The sequence below is a fragment of the Inquilinus sp. CA228 genome (genome assembly GCF_052078665.1).
Classification (GTDB): domain Bacteria; phylum Pseudomonadota; class Alphaproteobacteria; order DSM-16000; family Inquilinaceae; genus Inquilinus.
The window spans coordinates 1-15,908 of the sequence record NZ_JBQJIK010000065.1 but is presented as its reverse complement, the minus strand read 5'-3'; the positions used below and the strand labels follow the sequence as shown (position 1 = coordinate 15,908).

At 62.9% G+C, this 15,908-nt stretch carries 12 protein-coding genes and 1 pseudogene; 6 read left to right on the top strand and 7 right to left on the bottom strand.

Annotation, left to right across the window (positions count from 1 at the left end):
* Window positions 1-139: 139 nt before the first annotated feature.
* From ACTOWL_RS27485 to thiO, 5 genes are all read right to left on the bottom strand, one after another.
* Window positions 140-805 (bottom strand): class I SAM-dependent methyltransferase, encoded by a 666-nt coding sequence (locus tag ACTOWL_RS27485; RefSeq protein ID WP_441324472.1) that lies wholly within the window; start codon window positions 803-805, stop codon window positions 140-142.
* A gap of 334 nt (window positions 806-1,139) precedes the next feature.
* On the bottom strand, window positions 1,140-2,723 hold the full coding sequence (locus ACTOWL_RS27480) for a thiamine phosphate synthase (RefSeq protein ID WP_441324471.1): 1,584 nt from the start codon (window positions 2,721-2,723) through the stop codon (window positions 1,140-1,142).
* The gene (locus tag ACTOWL_RS27475) at window positions 2,720-3,514 is read right to left on the bottom strand and encodes a thiazole synthase (RefSeq protein WP_441324470.1); all 795 of its coding nucleotides are present in this window, start codon (window positions 3,512-3,514) and stop codon (window positions 2,720-2,722) included. Before ACTOWL_RS27475 ends, ACTOWL_RS27480 begins: the two co-directional genes overlap by 4 nt.
* A gap of 3 nt (window positions 3,515-3,517) precedes the next feature.
* A complete protein-coding gene (gene thiS / locus ACTOWL_RS27470; RefSeq protein ID WP_441324469.1) occupies window positions 3,518-3,715 on the bottom strand; it encodes a sulfur carrier protein ThiS in 198 nt (65 codons plus the stop codon).
* Window positions 3,684-4,694 (bottom strand): glycine oxidase ThiO, encoded by a 1,011-nt coding sequence (gene thiO, locus ACTOWL_RS27465; protein WP_441324468.1) that lies wholly within the window; start codon window positions 4,692-4,694, stop codon window positions 3,684-3,686. The genes thiS and thiO overlap by 32 nt, the downstream gene beginning before the upstream one ends.
* 1,826 nt (window positions 4,695-6,520) lie before the next feature.
* Here thiO and ACTOWL_RS27460 point away from each other — a divergent pair.
* Window positions 6,521-8,275 carry a calcium-binding protein gene (locus ACTOWL_RS27460; RefSeq protein WP_441324467.1) on the top strand — a complete coding sequence of 585 codons (1,755 nt, stop codon included), beginning with the start codon at window positions 6,521-6,523 and terminating at the stop codon, window positions 8,273-8,275.
* A 584-nt stretch (window positions 8,276-8,859) separates the two neighbouring features.
* Here the strand turns inward: ACTOWL_RS27460 and ACTOWL_RS27455 are convergent.
* On the bottom strand, window positions 8,860-9,558 hold the full coding sequence (locus ACTOWL_RS27455; protein ID WP_441324466.1) for a DUF4410 domain-containing protein: 699 nt from the start codon (window positions 9,556-9,558) through the stop codon (window positions 8,860-8,862).
* 234 nt (window positions 9,559-9,792) lie between these two features.
* Here ACTOWL_RS27455 and ACTOWL_RS27450 point away from each other — a divergent pair, with 234 nt between their 5' ends.
* From ACTOWL_RS27450 to ACTOWL_RS27440, 3 genes and pseudogenes are all read left to right on the top strand, one after another.
* Entirely contained in the window at window positions 9,793-9,915 is a 123-nt protein-coding gene (locus ACTOWL_RS27450; protein WP_441324465.1) for a hypothetical protein, read from the top strand.
* A gap of 429 nt (window positions 9,916-10,344) precedes the next feature.
* A pseudogene (locus ACTOWL_RS27445) lies at window positions 10,345-10,941 on the top strand (hypothetical protein); the annotation flags it as partial.
* 39 nt (window positions 10,942-10,980) lie between these two features.
* Window positions 10,981-11,898: a calcium-binding protein gene (locus tag ACTOWL_RS27440; RefSeq protein WP_441324496.1), complete on the top strand. Its 918-nt coding sequence runs from the start codon at window positions 10,981-10,983 to the stop codon at window positions 11,896-11,898.
* Window positions 11,899-12,090: 192 nt separating this feature from the next.
* Here ACTOWL_RS27440 and ACTOWL_RS27435 read toward each other — a convergent pair whose 3' ends face one another.
* Entirely contained in the window at window positions 12,091-12,615 is a 525-nt protein-coding gene (locus ACTOWL_RS27435) for a hypothetical protein (RefSeq protein ID WP_441324464.1), read from the bottom strand.
* Between the two features lie 836 nt (window positions 12,616-13,451).
* Between ACTOWL_RS27435 and ACTOWL_RS27430 the strand changes: the two genes are divergently transcribed.
* Together ACTOWL_RS27430 and ACTOWL_RS27425 are read left to right on the top strand one after the other, a co-directional pair.
* On the top strand, window positions 13,452-14,144 hold the full coding sequence (locus ACTOWL_RS27430) for a hypothetical protein (RefSeq protein ID WP_441324463.1): 693 nt from the start codon (window positions 13,452-13,454) through the stop codon (window positions 14,142-14,144).
* Window positions 14,145-15,029: 885 nt separating this feature from the next.
* Window positions 15,030-15,908: calcium-binding protein (locus tag ACTOWL_RS27425; RefSeq protein WP_441324462.1), on the top strand; the 879-nt coding region annotated here is incomplete at its 3' end.

Sequence of the window (15,908 nt, the reverse complement as noted above, 5' to 3'; positions counted from 1 at the left end):
TTCCGGTCGTAACTGTAGCGAGCCTAGACCAATATCCCTTCTCGGGGCCGTCGATTCGGTGGCAGCAAGAAGCGGCTGCGCTGAACTGGACACTCCGGCCACAAGGAGATGGCCGACAAGCTGCATTCGACTTTCGCTCTCAGGGCTTACGTCGAAGCCGCCACACATGCTCCATCGGCCAATGCAGCGCCCACTCCATCTCCGGAGCGTCGGGGGCCAGGTAAGTGCTGGTCGCTCCAGCGGGACGCCGGATCTCGATCAGATCCTCGATGATGAGGCCGGCCCTGCCGAAGAGCCGGATCCACTCTCCATAAGGCAACTGGAATTGAACCTCGATGCCCATCCAGTCCTTGCGATGCATACCAAAGTAGTCATTGACGAGCGCAGGCCCGATCTGCCCTTTGGGAAGATCGAGGCACAATGACGCGATCGGCGTCCATGTCGAAAATGCCAGAAGCCCATTGGGCCTCAACAGGCGCGCCGCCTCGGGAACCGACTGCAAGGGGTCACCATAGGTTATGGCCCCCCAATCGCAGAACACGATGTCGAAGCTCGCGTCAGGCAAGGGGACCTGCTCGCCGCATGCCTCCACGAGAGGAAAGTCCACGCCGGCTGCGTCCATGAGCCGGCGCGCATGGCCCAGCTGACGTGGCGAGATGTCGAGGGCAACCGGCCGCGCTCCCCGCTGGGCAAGGGCGATTGACCACCGAGCCGCCCCGCAGCCGAGTTCCAGCACATCCCTGTCCGACACATCGCCGAGGATGTTGAGCACTGCTTCCGGGACCCGCCAGTAGCCCCAGGCCATCGCGTGTTCCCCTGAGAGCGCGGCTTGATGATCTCGGTCATACCGGTCACTGTCCGCCTGCCACTGCGCCCGATTTTTTGGGATATGATCAAGGTGGCAGGGCGGTCCCTGCCGATCACTTGTTTCCTGCATGTTTCTCCTTTTGTTGGCCGGCGGGACTGGCTCGACCGCACCCCATTCGACCTGATTGTCTCGGCCATGATCGCCGTGAGGCACAGGTCTGTTCTTCGGGCGCCAGGGGACGGCTCCAGTCGAGGAATGACCGGCCCTATCGGCAACCGCACCCTATGGCAGCCATCCCATGAGCTGAGATTGCCTTGGCTCGCGTGTTCGATCACCCTAGCGCCACCAGCGCCAGTTCCCGATGTCCTCTGGTCCTCAGCATGGTGGCCGCCCGTGCCGCACGAATGCCGCTGCGGCAGCACAGGACGACACGCTGGGCTTCATCAGGCGGCCGCCACTCGCCGCGACCGACATCGTCCACGCTCATCCGCAGCGCACGCGGGAAGGGAGAGGCAGGGGCCTCATCGAGTCCCCGCAGATCGATCACGATATCCTCGTTGGTGACGTCCGACGGCGAGATGAAGGGCAGGAGCGCCTCCGGATCTTCGACTGCGCCGTGGAACGAGAACGCCCGGATCGCCAATGTCTGGAAGTCGACCGACACGACCCTCCCTTCCAGGGACGATTGCAGGCCCAGGATCAGCGACAGCACGGCATGTGCCTGCAGAGAGCCCATGACCGCGACGGCCGTTCCCAGGACGCCGGCAGTTGCACAGTTCTGCGCCTGCTGGGGCATGTCGGGAAACACGGCGCGATAGCTCGGAGAGCCGCCACAGAACGTGCCGACATAGCCCTTGAGGCCGATCACCGAAGCGCTGACCAAGGGCTTGTCTGCCGCCTTGCAGGCATCATTCAAGATATAGGTGACCGCGAAGCTGTCGGCGGCGTCGACGACGATATCCGCTGCGGCCACAAGGCTGGCAGCGTTGTTCGGGACCAACCGTTCGCATCTCGCGTCGACGGTGATGAAAGGGTTCAGGGCAAGAAGAGCGTCTCGCGCGGCGTCGACCTTGGCGCAGCCGATATCCGCCATGCGGAACAGCGGCTGGCGATGGAGATTGTGCTCCTCGATCCGGTCGCGGTCGACGATGATGAGTCTTCCGACCCCCGCGCCGGCGAGATATTGCAGGACCGGCGCTCCCAGCCCTCCCACGCCGACGACGAGGACTGTGGCCTTGGCGACCAGCGCCTGTCGCTCCGGCCCGACCTCAGGCAGCATCGTCTGGCGGCTGTAGCGATCGACCATGCTTCTGCCGGCTGCTCTCGTCGCCTCGATCCACTGACGGGTCCGCCATTCGGGATCGGCGTTTCTGATGATGTCGGTGCTCACCGCGGCGCTGTTCGCTCCGGCCAGGAAAACACCCGGCAGCCGATCGGGCGTCAGCCCACCGATCGCGACGAGGGGGATCGGGCCCAGCTTTCGTTTCCAGATGCCGATCCGGTCGAGTCCCTGTGGCGGCCAGAGCATCTCCTTCAGATACGTCTCGTAGATCGGGCCGAGTGCCACATAGTCCGGTTCGGCGGCGAGCGCCCGTTCGAGTTCAGCATCGTCATGGGTGCTGATGCCGAACTTGATGCCGGCTCCTCGAAGCGCGGCAAGGTCGGCTCCGTCGAGGTCGCCCTGGCCGAGATGAACCCAGTCGCATCCCTCCTCAAGCGCGATTCGCCAGTAGTCGTTGAGGATAAGCTGGGCACCGTAGGCGGCCGCCGCAGCCTTTGCTTCCCGGACCTGCCGACGGATATCGTCTTCGGGCCTATCCTTGATGCGCAACTGCACGAACTTGGCGCCGATCGGGGCCAGCCGCGCGACCCAATCCGCATGATCGACGACCGGATAGAAACGATCGAGCATCATGTCTGTTCTCCCAAAACGGCCTTGCCGATCGTCGGCGTGGATGGCGCCGCCATGTCGCGCGGCTCCATCGGATCGGCGAGGCGGGCCAGCCTTCCGGCTTCAAGGGCCTTGGCGAAAGCCTGGGCCATCGCCACGGGATTTCCGCTCTGCGCCACGGCGGTGTTGAGCAGCACAGCGTCAAAACCGAGCTCCATGGCCTGGGCCGCGTGCGACGGCAACCCAATGCCCGCGTCGACCACGAGCGGCACGTCCGGGAAATGCGCCCGCAGCGCCCGCAAGCCAAAGACGTTGTTGAGCCCCTTTCCGGAGCCAATCGGCGCGCCCCAGGGCATCAGCACCTCGCATCCGGCGGTCAGGAGACGATCCGCCACGACCAGGTCCTCCGTGGTGTAGGGAAACACCTGGAAGCCTTCGGATACGAGGATGCGAGCCGCTTCGACCAGTCCGAACACGTCGGGCTGGAGCGTATCGTCTTCGCCGATCACTTCCAACTTGATCCATGACGTTGCGAACACGTCGCGCGCCATTTGTGCCGTGGTAACGGCCTCCTTCACCGAGTTGCAGCCGGCGGTGTTGGGCAGGACCCGTACGCCGAGCTCGCGGATCATCGACCAGAATGCCTGTCCGGCGCCCATCGCGCCGCCTTGCTGGCCGATCATCTGGCGCCGGAGCGAGACGGTGACGACTTCGGTTCCCGAAGCCTTGATGGCTTCGATCAGGATTGCCGGCGAGGGATATCGTGCCGTCCCCAGCATGAGCCTGGACGTGAGCTCGACACCGTAAAATGCCATTGGTCAGCCTCCCTGCATCGGCGCCAAGACTTCGAGAAGGTCGCCTTCGGTGACCGCGGTCTCGGACCTGAGGTCCTTCGGCACGAATTCTCCGTTAAGCGCTGTGGCCACGGCGGCATCGCCATAGCCGCATTCGTCGAGTGCGGTCTTGATGGTCCGCCCGTCGACCTCACACGGTTCGCCGTTCAAGATGATCTTCATCCATGACCTCCGGAAATCTGTGACCGTGCAGGATCGCGTCGGCCGCCATGCGCGCCAGCGCGGGAGCGAGAAGGAAGCCGTGGCGGTAGACGCCGTTCACGTAGAGCGTGTTGCCGCGCCATCGCAGGCGCGGCAGATTGTCGGCGAAGCTCGGCCGGACACCGGTTCCGATTTCAACGATCTCCGCTTCGGCGAACGCCGGATGGAGGGCGTAGGCGCTGCCGAGGAGCTCCAGCATCGAGCGGACGCTGATCCGATGCTGGTCGTCGCTCTCGATCATCGTGGCGCCGACCATGAAGTGGCCGGAGGCGCGCGGTACGACGTAGATCGGGATGCGCGGATGCAGCATCCGGACGGGGCGCGACAGTGAGACGTCGTTCGTGCGCATGATCAGCATCTCGCCCTTCACGCCGCGCAGATCCGTCAGCACGTCCCGTGCCGCCAGCCCGCGGCAGTCGACAGTCACGTCGACGCGCATGAGATCCGAGCGCGCATGCAGGCCGAAGGTGAATTTGACGCCCAGGTGCTCGAGCTTCGACTTCAGGGCTGAGAGCGCTCGCCGCGGGTCGATGTGGGCTTCATCCGAAAAGAAGAGCGCCTTATGAAATCGACCGGCGAGGTCGGGTTCAAGTTCGGCGATCCGCGCCTCCCCGACCGATTCGAGACGATGCGTCCGTCGCGCGAAGCGATCAAGCTCCGACAGGTCTCTGCCCTGGGCTACGACGAGGCTGCCATTGCGGACGGTCTCGGGGAACTTTTCGGACCACCAGCCGATCGCTTCTTCGCCCAGCTCCGCCACGAGCGGTTCCGCGCTTTCAAGCTCGCACCAGGGAGCCAGCATGCCGCCCGCGTACCAGGATGCGCTGCCTGCTCCGAGCCTGTCGCCGCGGTCGATGACACTGACGTCGACGCCACGCTCGGCCAACTCGAGCGCGCATGCGAGCCCCACAACCCCCGCGCCTATGACCGTTGCATGCATGATCTCTCGCCTTTGCCTCCACCTGTGCGGGTCGCAGGGTCGATGTTCGGGTCGGCACAGGGCGTTTTGCGGAAGCTCGGCTGCCTTGCTTTTGCCATGCAGTTGAAGGGCTTGGCCGGGCTATGGGCGACCGGGCCGATGTCGCGATGCCTGATCGTCCCGGACAAAGAGGCCGCTACGGGCGCTGACTGCGGCTCTGGCATAGAACGGGGCGATGTCACCGTCCGAGCTTTGTTGTGCAGGATGCGTCATTCGCGCGGAACGGCCCTCGCGCCATCGGAAAGGCCGACGCTCCCAGAAGACGGTGGCCCTGCCGAGGAAGGCGCAGGAGACCGCGGCCGCGATCGGTGAAAGGAAGATGCGAAACCGCATTGTGCCTCTCCGTTCCAGCTCGGCACCCGCTGCGTCTCCCGGCGGGACGACACAGCGGGTGGCGAGCAGCACCAATACCAACAACAGTACTGCTTGACCCAAATAACGAACCTCGACGACCGCGTGTTACTGGCCGATCGCTTCCCTAGCCATTCTTTTGAATGTGAAAGTCTGTAATTCTTAGCAGGAAAGATTGCGCGCTTCAAGAGATTCAATCGATCCTGATGTATAAACAAACAAAGTAAATTCAATGCGCGATTGTTATGGTTGGAATTCAAATCTGCCGACTCCTAGTTCTCGCGGAAAAGTGAGTGGGGAATAGTCGATCGCATCGGTTGCGCTCAAGCAGAACGATCGTGGATGCCAGCTGGCCGGAAGGTGGCCCGATCTGACCGATCGGCGATCGCTGCCAAGGGCAACGCCGACGCTCAACCTTTGCTCTCGCCGGTGCCATGGGCCTCGCCCGACAGGTCGGCGGCTGCCTTGTGTGGTGACGTCGGGTGGCGACATGCCCGGGCGGCAAGGTGGATTTGAGATTGGGTCTCCGGCCCCATGCGTCGACCGCGGACAACCTCGGCCTCTGACGCCAAGATGACCGGGGTGGTGTCGAGATCTGTCTCTGCGGCCCCTCTAGCCCTCGTGGCTAGGCATGTATAAATAATTACTATATATTAATATAATACAGTTATGGATTAATACAGATTAGCCTATAGTTTATATTGATATCACGATGGAGATGCCTTAGATTTAAAAAGGATCTATCACCATTGCCCCTCGGTGCTGGATCTCCGCATGCCGTTACAATCACGGCTTGCGGCGTCTGACTGCCACGTATTGGAAGACTTGCGGGCTCGATCCGCCGTATCGGATCGAGCCCGCCTTTCGTTGGAAGCTGGTGATGCGGCTCCGCCAGTAAATTGAGGCGGCCCCATGCTGCATGTGGCAACGCTCCATTTGGAAACTCGCGCCCAGCACATCGCCCGTCGCGTCGCCGCCCCAGCCGCCGGCCGCGAGATCGATCATTATGCCGGCAGCGCTGCCGGCGCAGGATGTCAGGATGTCGTGTGCACATCCTCCCCCGCCGTTCAGCCAGTCGCATCCCCACCACCGCGAATGTAGTCATCACCCACATAGCCATCGGTCTTGGGAAGCTGAGGCGATCAGAACCGGTTGAATCGTAGCAGCATGCGGACGGCGACGGCACCGTGGACATTCCTGGACGGGGCGGCCAGAATTTTCGTCTGCTATGTTCGAGATAGCTCTAAATAAATATTTGGAATTGATTGTATGATGTCCAGGAATGTTCGGCTGTTTTCTTGAAATTTTATTGAAATTCTCTGAGCTGTCTCCTACATGCCGTGCAGTCCGTGGGTGACCGAGCCGCGGATTTGGCTTGGCCTCAGGCGTCCGCACGGGATCGTGCTCCGGCGCCGACTCTGTTGGAGCAACGACCCGTGCGCGAGACCGAAACCCTAATCGCCGATCTGACGACGCTGCTCTACGGCGGCGAGACCTGCGGCCCGGTCGCCGTGGGGGATCCTTCCGTCAGGGGCGCTCCATCTTCGCCCGGCAATTCCCTCATGTCCGCTGCAGGCAGACAGGGTTGGATAATGGCGAGCCGCAAGAGCGACGAGGAATTGAACGGTCTTGAATTCCAGGAGGGCGAAGATGACAACGACACCCTCAGGGGCGGTGAGTCGGCCGATACTCTTTCGGGTAAGGGAGGAGACGACATCCTCCGCGGCGAAGGTGGAGACGATGAGCTCCTTGGCGGAGATGGAGAGGACGTGCTCCGAGGCGACGATGGAGACGACGTGCTGGTGGGCGGCGCCGGCGGCGACAAGCTGATCGGCGGCGACGGCGTGGATACCGCGTCTTATGCCGACAGCGGGGCGGCAGTCGCCATCGATCTCGTCGACGACGAGCGTTTCGGCTACAGCACGGGTTCCGGCGGCACGGCCCAAGGTGATCGACTGTATTTCTCCGTCGAGAACATCATCGGCTCGATCCATGACGACAGGATCGCAGGTAACAGTGCTGCGAACCGGCTCGACGGCGGCACGGGCAATGATATCCTCGCCGGCGAGGTTGGCGACGATGTGCTCGACGGGGGTGAAGGGTCTGACGTCCTGGTTGGCGGCGCCGGCGGCGACCGGCTCGACGGCGACGCAGGCAATGATGTCCTCGGCGGCGAGGATGGCGCCGACGTGCTCGAAGGGGGTGAAGGGTCTGACGTCCTGGTTGGCGGCGCCGGCGGTGACCGGCTCGATGGCGGCGCGGGGGAGGACACGGCCTCTTATGCTGACAGTGCCGAAGGAGTGTCGGTCGATCTCGCGAAAGGCAGCGGCTGGGGCGGCGACGCCATGGGCGATGTGCTGGTTGGCATCGAGAACGTGATCGGCTCGGGCCACAACGACACCTTCATCTCCGGTACTGGCGCGAACCGGATCGACGGCGGGGCCGGGGAGGACCGGATCGACTACAGCGGCAGCGAGGCCGGGGTGGTGCTCGACCTGTCGGGCGGCCGGTGCTCGGGCGGTCTCGCCGAGGGCGACGTTCTGATCGGGATCGAGGAGGTCATCGGCTCGGGCCAGGACGACCGGATCACCGGCAACGAGGCAGGAAACCGCCTCCTGGGCGGCGATGGCCATGACCGGATGTCCGGCGGCGGCGGCACCGACTACCTCTATGGCGATGCGGGCAATGACGTGCTCGAGGGCGGCGCGGGCGACGACTCGCTCCATGGTGGCGCGGACAATGACGTGCTGATGGGCCAGGAGAGCCAGGACCTGCTCTATGGCAACGACGGTGCCGATGTGCTCGACGGCGGCAGCGACCACGACTGGCTCGAAGGCGGGGCCGGGCAGGATACCCTGACCGGCGGCTCCGGCTCGGACAACTTCAACTACTATGCGGTGAGCGACAGCGAGGCGGGGCAAGGCACCCGCGACGTGATCACGGACTTCAGCCAGACGGAGGGCGACGAGATCTGGCTGACGCAGATCGACGCCGACACCACCGAGGACGGCAGCCAGTCCTTCACCTTCATCGGCACGGCGACCTTCGGCGGGACGGCCGGCGAACTGCGCTACGAGCACCAGGACGGCAACACGCTGGTGCGGGGCGACACCAATGGCGACGGCCAGGCCGACCTCGAGATCGTGCTCGTCGGCACGATCAACCTCAACGAACGCGACTTCGTGCTCTGAGCCTGAGGTGGGCCGGCCCACCTCTCGGGACTGGAGCGCCGTGGCGCTCGACCGTGCAGCGCTGCGCCTGTTTGCTGTTGATCGGTCGGTCCTCCGGCCCATGATCCACGGGGCGGGCGCTTCGCGGGGGCGTCGGGGTTCGGCCGCTCGGCGTCCTGGTCGATTGCACTTGAAGATCTGGGGGCGACTATCGCGGCCGGATCTATGCGTCCGTCATGTGCGCGGATGGCACCCCGAGTATCACGGGAATCGGAGGTCGATTATCGGACGAGACATCCGTGCGAAAGCGGCCTGCGATATGGGTTTTGCACCAATTGCCTGGCTCTATTGCATGCGGCGTCCGGTCCGTGTGGGAGAGGTTCCATGTCCCGGCGGTCGAAGCCTATCTGAAATCCGACGAGACGCTTCCGAGGTCATATCCGGTCGGCCGTGGCGCCGATTTTGGAAAGCCGTTGCAATCCAGCGCGGTGGCGAGGGCGCCGAGCCTGCTCACGCAATGCGCTGCTGGGATGTCGACGGCGCACGGCCTGACTATATGATGAGGCCGAATGATCGAGCCCCTCGTCGGGGCTGTCTTTGAAATTCTATGGCGGGAGGGCGGCCGCATGTTTGGCGATCTCGTCGGCAATCTGACGAGCCGTCTTGTCAATGTCGCGCTCCGGCGCGTTCGTCGACAGTACGAACTTGGCAAGCGCCACATAGGGATTGCGAAACAGGACTGCTCCTGGCCCCTTATCGCTGCTGGTTCCAACTCCGAAGCTGTAGAATGCCTCATTGGGATGCTTGGCCAAGTCGCTGACCACGATCTGAAGCTGCATCTCTGTCCCGCCGACCCCGAAGCCGATGACCGCGCGGCGGAGTCGGTTCCCCGTGTCCATCTCTGTGAAGATGCCTCGGACCAGCCAGCCAGCCGGAGGATACGGCTCGCCGTGGCGTAACCGTCGGCTCGCGAATCCGGACTTGCTCAACTCGGCGACCAGGGCGTCCGCGATGCGATTCACGAGCGCGGCGGCCCCGGCTTGCGGATCGGTGGGGCCCTGGGCGAGACCTTGGCGGAGGGTCGATACCAATCCGCCTCGCGGCAGAATGCCGAGACCGGCATTTGGTGCCCCCTCCTGCCCACTCGCGGCATCGAGTTCGAAATCGCTCACGAAGATCGTCCGTGCTGGGCTGGCCACCGGCTCGGCCTTGGCGATGGATCCGGCCAACTCGATACTGTTCAAAGCGACGGCCGCAAGGCTCAAGGTGAAGAGTCCCGAGAGGATCGGTCGCGACTGATGCATGGTTGCTTCATCCCTGATTGAGGCGGTCAGTCCATTGGCACGCGGGCGTTGCCCGAGGGCGAAGTGGAAAGGTGGATCTCATGTCGTGGGACGGCATTCGGTTTGGAACGGGAAGTGGGAGCCCACGGAGACGCAGGCTCCGTCTCTGGCGCCGTGCGCTTCAAGTGAGGCGTTGAGACCTCAGGCCCGGGGCGCTGGAAGAACCCTCGCTCTCGGTCAGGATTGGAGATGCCAATGGTCGGACAACCCATACTGTTCAAAGTCAATATGCTGGCCTTTGGCGACCGTGTAGCCGCGACGTCGATCGCCAATCTGGTCACGATCGCGTCCGTTCTCGCCGGTGTGCATGCTGCTTAGACGACTTCCAGGTCAGGATGCCAACATAAATTTCGGATCACCTGTCCGCGTGATCTTGGATTGCAGGGTTCGGTGCTTGGATTTTCAGTTGTCCGGAAGAAGGAAACATATCGAAGAGGACGGATCAAGTTTCGTCCGCTTATGCATGCATGATGCGCTGTTATAGATGCTCCTTCACGGATCTGGATGTGAATGCAGCGTCGCTGAAGGCATCGCGCAATGGGTGGTGCTAGAGCCGAGGGCTGATGTGGCATGGCGGTGGTCCGGGAGACCTTTCGGCTCGGTCATTCCGAATGGGCAGATATCCGTCCGCCATTGTAATTATCTCCGTTCTCGTATTTAAAATAGATCTAGGTAATAAATTTTCCTATTGTGGTAATATAGGGATGGTTTTCAAAAATAGTTATTGAGACGCCTATAAAGTTGCGTATGGTTGAGTGCCATCCGATCCATGAGCTTGGCTTGTCCATAAACATCAGCACGGGGCGCGGCCCTGCCCTATCCCGGAGAGATGAGATGTCAGAGAGAGTGACCATCCACCAATATCAATTGACTGAAGATGCGGCCGATCTGTCTTTCGGCAGCAGCCCGATGGCTGTCGAGACCGCGCGTGGGCAACGGAACCATGACCATCTTTTTCACGCGGCCAACGGGACGTCTGCCGCCAGTGATGGTTATCAGGCTGCCTATTCGATGGGAATTATCGGTTTTATCATTTGGTTGGTGAATCCACATCACACTATTGAGGGCGGGGAGGGTGATGATCATTTGCGTGGTGTTGGATATCATGAAGACCATATCTTGGGTCTCTCTGGAAACGATTGGCTCGAAGGCGGCAGCGCTAGCGATCGGCTGTGCGGTGACGCTGGCGACGATCGGCTCGATGGCGGTGACGATGATGACACCCTGTATGGTGACAATCGGGGCTCCCAGGAAAGCGACAGTTCCGTAGCGGGCCGCGACACCTTGGATGGTGGAGATGGCAGTGACATGTTGTATGGGCATGCAGGTGACGACTTGCTGACCGGTGGTGCGGGGGCGGATCAGCTCGACGGCGGGTCAGGAGTGGACACGGCGTCTTACGCTGACAGTGCCGAAGGTGTGCTGATCGACCTCGCGGCCGGCAGCGGCTGGGGCGGCGACGCCATGGGTGATGTGCTGATCGGCATCGAGGCCGTCGTCGGCTCGGCCTATGGTGATGTCTTCCTCGCTGGGGAGACGGCGAACCGGATCGACGGCGGGGCCGGTGTGGACCGGGTCGACTACAGCGGCAGCAGTGCCGGGGTGGTGCTCGACCTGTCGGGCGGCCGGTGCTCGGGCGGCTGGGCCGAGGGCGACCTGCTGGTCGGGATCGAGGATGTCATCGGCTCGGCCGAGGACGACCGGATCACCGGCAACGAGGCAGGAAACCGGCTCCTGGGCGGCGATGGTCATGACCGGATGTCCGGTGGCGGCGGCACCGACTACCTCTATGGCGAGGTAGGCAATGACGTGCTTGAGGGCGGCGCGGGTGGCGACTCACTCCATGGTGGCGCAGACAACGACGTGCTGATGGGCCAGGAGAGCCAGGACCTGCTCTATGGCAACGACGGCGCCGATGTGCTCGACGGCGGCAGCGACCACGACTGGCTCGAAGGCGGGGCCGGACAGGACACCCTTTCCGGCGGGTCCGGTTCGGACAACTTCTTCTTCTCTGCGCTGAGCGACAGCGAGGCGGGGAAGGCCGACGTGATCGCGGACTTCAGCCAGAGGGAGGACGAGATCTGGCTGACGCAGATCGACGCCGACACCACCAAGGACGGCAGCCAGTCCTTCACCTTCATCGGCACGGCGACTCTTGGCGGGACGGCCGGGCAGCTGCGCTACGAGCAGCAGGATGGCAACACGGTGGTCGAGGGCGACACCAATGGCGACGGCCAGGCCGATCTGGAGATCGTGCTCGTCGGCACGATCCACCTAGAGGCGGACGACTTCGTGCTCTGAGCCGAGACTGAGGGCCGGCCGCCGCCGGCCCCCGCACCTTTGCAGATCGCCACCTGCCATATGCCGGCTTGGCCGGGCGTTCATCGCGCCATCCCGGCCCGAAGAGGGGCGGGTGAGCTTGCGAGCATCGACGTCCGGCCGCTCTACGGGCTGGGCCACCGAGACTTCTAGAGCCGGGCGCCTTCCGATTTCCTATTCGAGCGTGACCACGACGGCGTCAGCGCCGAGGCTCAACATCAGGCCGACGCGCCTGGCCTTGAGATGCATCACCACATTCTTGTCGTTCTTCAGCCAGAGCTCCCCGCCGCTCTGGTCACCGAACGCAAAGCCGTAGCGCCCCTCGGCATAGGCGCCCTCGAAATCATCGACCTTCTTCAGGTCGTAGACCTCGCCGGTGGCATCGATCGTCGAGACTCCGATCCCGCCGATGCCCAGCCCGGAGACTCTGAACTTGTGGGGCTTGCCCTGGAACCGGAGCGTGCCGTCCCCGGTGTTGCCGCTGCCGATGAAGGCGGCCTGCACCTGATGCATCTCAACCGTGCCGGAAGGAGCCTGGTTCTGCACCGAAGCTGAACTCGCCGCACCGCTATGATTGGAGCAGGCCGCCAGCGCCAGGATCGCCGCCGCGGTGGCGGCCGCCCGGATCGAAGTGCCTGGGCTGGTCTTGTTTCGGGCTGCGCAACCGATCATTTGGAATCCTCCTTCATCTCGTCGCATCCTGGAGTCTGGCTTCCTGCTCTGCTCAGTGGCGGCGGAAGCCGGTGCCGCCGACGCATCGGCCCATGGCCAACGAGCATCGATGCGCCCATCAAGAGTACGCCGATGCTAAAGTTAACTTGGCGCATGATACTCTATCTATACTCATATTACATAGGTCCATGACCGCTATTTATGGATGGTCGCTATCGACATTCAGAATAGTCAATCACGGCAGAGAAAAAATCCACATGAATTGATACGAAACACTTCAGCTTGCCGGATCGGGTTGCGATCATGCGTCGTGCACCGATGCCGGTGTCGTACTCCCCGTCCGTACGGCGCTCGCATCGGATCGCTGATCACGCCCCCGGCAACCGGGGTGAGAAGGTGGCGAGCGGGGCGTGGTTGATTGCGGGAGACGTTATTCGATAGTGATTTAGGATAAATACTTTTCTGACAAATAATGATGTAAAAACTTCCTGCGATCATTTGCCTTTTGATAAATGAGAGATCCATCCGCTCGGCGGCATCAAGTCGATCAAGAAGCAATATCTCTGCCGATAGGGCGCCGTGTTCGAGCCACCGGATCGGTCGAATTCCGCTTCCGCCGTTCCCGATGGCACTCCGGTTCTCCATACCGGATAATGGCGACGGGAATCGGTGGAGTGGGACCAAAGCGGTTGCGATCGGCGCAAAGGCGTGGATCGCCAGGTCCGACATGTCGTGACGGTGAGTTCGGCCCCTGCTTAGGCTCGATCCGACCGGTCTCGAAGAGATGGAGGCAAGCCGTGGCCATGACACAGGGCAGCCGGTGGCGTCCCGTCCTCCGCCATCTCGGCCGGGAGGTTCGCCACTTGCTGCCACCGACCCTGTTCTTCCTGGTCGGCTTCAACCTGATCGTGTTCACGCAGAACTTGGTGCTCGCCGGATATGTCCAGCGCTCGGTTAGTTTCCTGGTCGCTACCACGGCGGCACTGGTGGTCGGGAAGGCGGTGCTGGTGGCGGACAAGATGCCGTTCCTGCGTCGTTTCGACAGCGCCCCGCTGATCCAGCCCATCCTGTTCAAGACAGCTGTCTACTGGGCCTTCGTCTTCATCGCCCGGCTGCTTGAAGCCTTCGTCCGCCACATCGCCGACACCGGGCAGATCGCCGGCTTCGGCGCCGAGCTGGCGGAGCGTTTCCTTTGGCACCGCTTCCTGTTCATCCAGATCTGGATTCTCGTGCTGTTTCTGATCTATGCGACCGTCGCCGAGCTGAACAACCTGTTCGGCTACGGCGAACTCGCCCGGATCCTGTTCCGGCATCGCACCTCAGATCTCAAGCAAACACGGCGGCAACGGATCCGCACCCTGGTCCGGCTGAGCCGGCTGACTCAGGCCCATTCGGCCATTGCGTTGCGCGACCCCGGCTCCGTGGTCCACCGGGAGTTGGTTGGCCTGATCGAGCAACTGGCCAAGGACACCGACATGTCACGGAATGCCGATGCCACCTTGTACCCCTCCCGGCACCATGCCGGCCGCAATATTCATGGCCCGCGAGCCGGCTGAAGCTCCGGCAGTTCAGTATCCAGCCGCGGTGATCGTGATCTAGGCTGCCAACTGCTGCAGCAGGGAAGGCGTATCGAAGGGCGGAGCATCGCCCCGCCCGGACGGAAATATGCTGACGGTCACTTTCTTCCGCTCGACCGTCGCCGTATCAGCCCTTTCGCGCCCGGCGGCTAGAACAAGCGCGGATCCAGGACGAACAGTTCGGCCGCAGCGTCAATCGGCACACAAAGGGGTCCCGGTAGTGCATAGGAGGGACCCGCGTGGACCGCGGAGTGGCCGTCGCGAGCGGCGGAGCGGCACGCGCGGGAGGTTCCTGTGCACCCACCGGGGGAAGAACCCCCGGGGTGGGGGATCAGGCGCGGTTCTTGAAGCGCCAGCCGTCCTTGCCGGTCTCGACGAGCTCCGCAGTGTGCCGGTGCCGCCGACAAGGACGATGTTGCGCTGGTGGTCGAGGAAGCGGCCCTCAGCGAGGTCGCGCACCAGGGGCTCGTTGATCGGCGGGCTGTCGAAGACGAAGTCGCCGATCTCCTTGGCCAGCGGCCGCCGGGCGAAGGCAGACTTTCCGACGGCGGAACAGGCCAAGGCATCCGACGCAACGGGGCGAGCCATCGTACATTGTGCGCTATACGTGATGTTGGCAGACACTAAGGGACATTCAGCGGATTGTCATCAGCGCTCTCGGTAATGATGGTTGGGTATGTCAATAAAAATTTGGAATTCAATAGAAGACATTCGGTAATAGTTAAATATTGTTTAATTGTATTGAAATTGTTCTGACCGCCTCTCACATGCCAACCGTCCGCGGGATCAGACCTGCGGGCCTGGTATTACCTTCGGCGTCAGCACGGACCGTGCCCCGGCGCCACATCCGCTGGAGAACGACCCATGCGCGACGACCGTGCACTGCCCCTCGATCTGGCGACCTTGTTCTATGACGGCGACGAGACGGCCGGCCCCGCTGCCGTCGTCTCCGTTGACGGCGGGGGGCGGAGAAGCGGGGGCGACTTCGACATCGCCTATGCCGACAGCGGCCGGGAAGAGAGAGCGATCGGCAAGGGGGCCCCGAGCATCTGGGGCGATAGCCGCGACAATGAGCTCAAGGGTACCGACGGCCAGGATGAGATCCATGGCATGGCCGGCGATGATGTACTCCGCGGTGGAGGGGGCGACGACCAGCTATACGGCGAGGATGACAACGACGAGATCTATGGCGGCGCTGGTTACGACGACATTACGGGTGGCGATGGTGATGATCTTCTGGTGGGCGGAGCCAATGGCGACATGCTTGATGGCGGGGACGGTGTGGACACGGTGTCCTATGCCGACAGCAGTGAAGGTGTGACTATCGACCTTGTCGATCTTGCCGACTACCGCAATACGTGGTCGGCATATAGCGTGGGTTCTGGTGGCGATGCCCAGAGTGACTGGATCTATTCCAGCATCGAGAACGTCGTCGGCTCGGCCCTGAACGACACGCTCAGCGGAAACAGCGCAGCGAACCGTCTCGACGGTGGGGCGGGCGCGGACACGCTCGACGGCGAAGACGGCAATGACGTGCTCCTGGGTGGCGAGGACGACGATGAGCTCCGCGGCGGGGCCGGGGCCGACCGGCTCGAGGGAGGGGCGGGCACGGACACGCTCGACGGCGAAGAGGGCAATGACGTGCTCCTTGGCGGCGAAGGCGACGATGTGCTCATTGGCGGGGCCGGTGCCGACCAGATCGACGGTGGTGCTGGGGTGGACACGGCGTCCTATGTCGACAGC

What these genes read in the sequence shown, in the direction of transcription:
- ACTOWL_RS27485 (WP_441324472.1), bottom strand. Translation starts at nt 805, where the DNA reads ATGGCCTGGGGCTACTGGCGGGTCCCGGAAGCAGTGCTCAACATCCTC.
- ACTOWL_RS27480 (WP_441324471.1), bottom strand. Translation starts at nt 2,723, where the DNA reads ATGATGCTCGATCGTTTCTATCCGGTCGTCGATCATGCGGATTGGGTC.
- ACTOWL_RS27475 (WP_441324470.1), bottom strand. Translation starts at nt 3,514, where the DNA reads ATGGCATTTTACGGTGTCGAGCTCACGTCCAGGCTCATGCTGGGGACG.
- thiS (WP_441324469.1), bottom strand. Translation starts at nt 3,715, where the DNA reads ATGAAGATCATCTTGAACGGCGAACCGTGTGAGGTCGACGGGCGGACC.
- thiO (WP_441324468.1), bottom strand. Translation starts at nt 4,694, where the DNA reads ATGCATGCAACGGTCATAGGCGCGGGGGTTGTGGGGCTCGCATGCGCG.
- ACTOWL_RS27455 (WP_441324466.1), bottom strand. Translation starts at nt 9,558, where the DNA reads ATGCATCAGTCGCGACCGATCCTCTCGGGACTCTTCACCTTGAGCCTT.
- ACTOWL_RS27450 (WP_441324465.1), top strand. Translation starts at nt 9,793, where the DNA reads ATGGTCGGACAACCCATACTGTTCAAAGTCAATATGCTGGCCTTTGGC.
- ACTOWL_RS27435 (WP_441324464.1), bottom strand. Translation starts at nt 12,615, where the DNA reads ATGCGACGAGATGAAGGAGGATTCCAAATGATCGGTTGCGCAGCCCGA.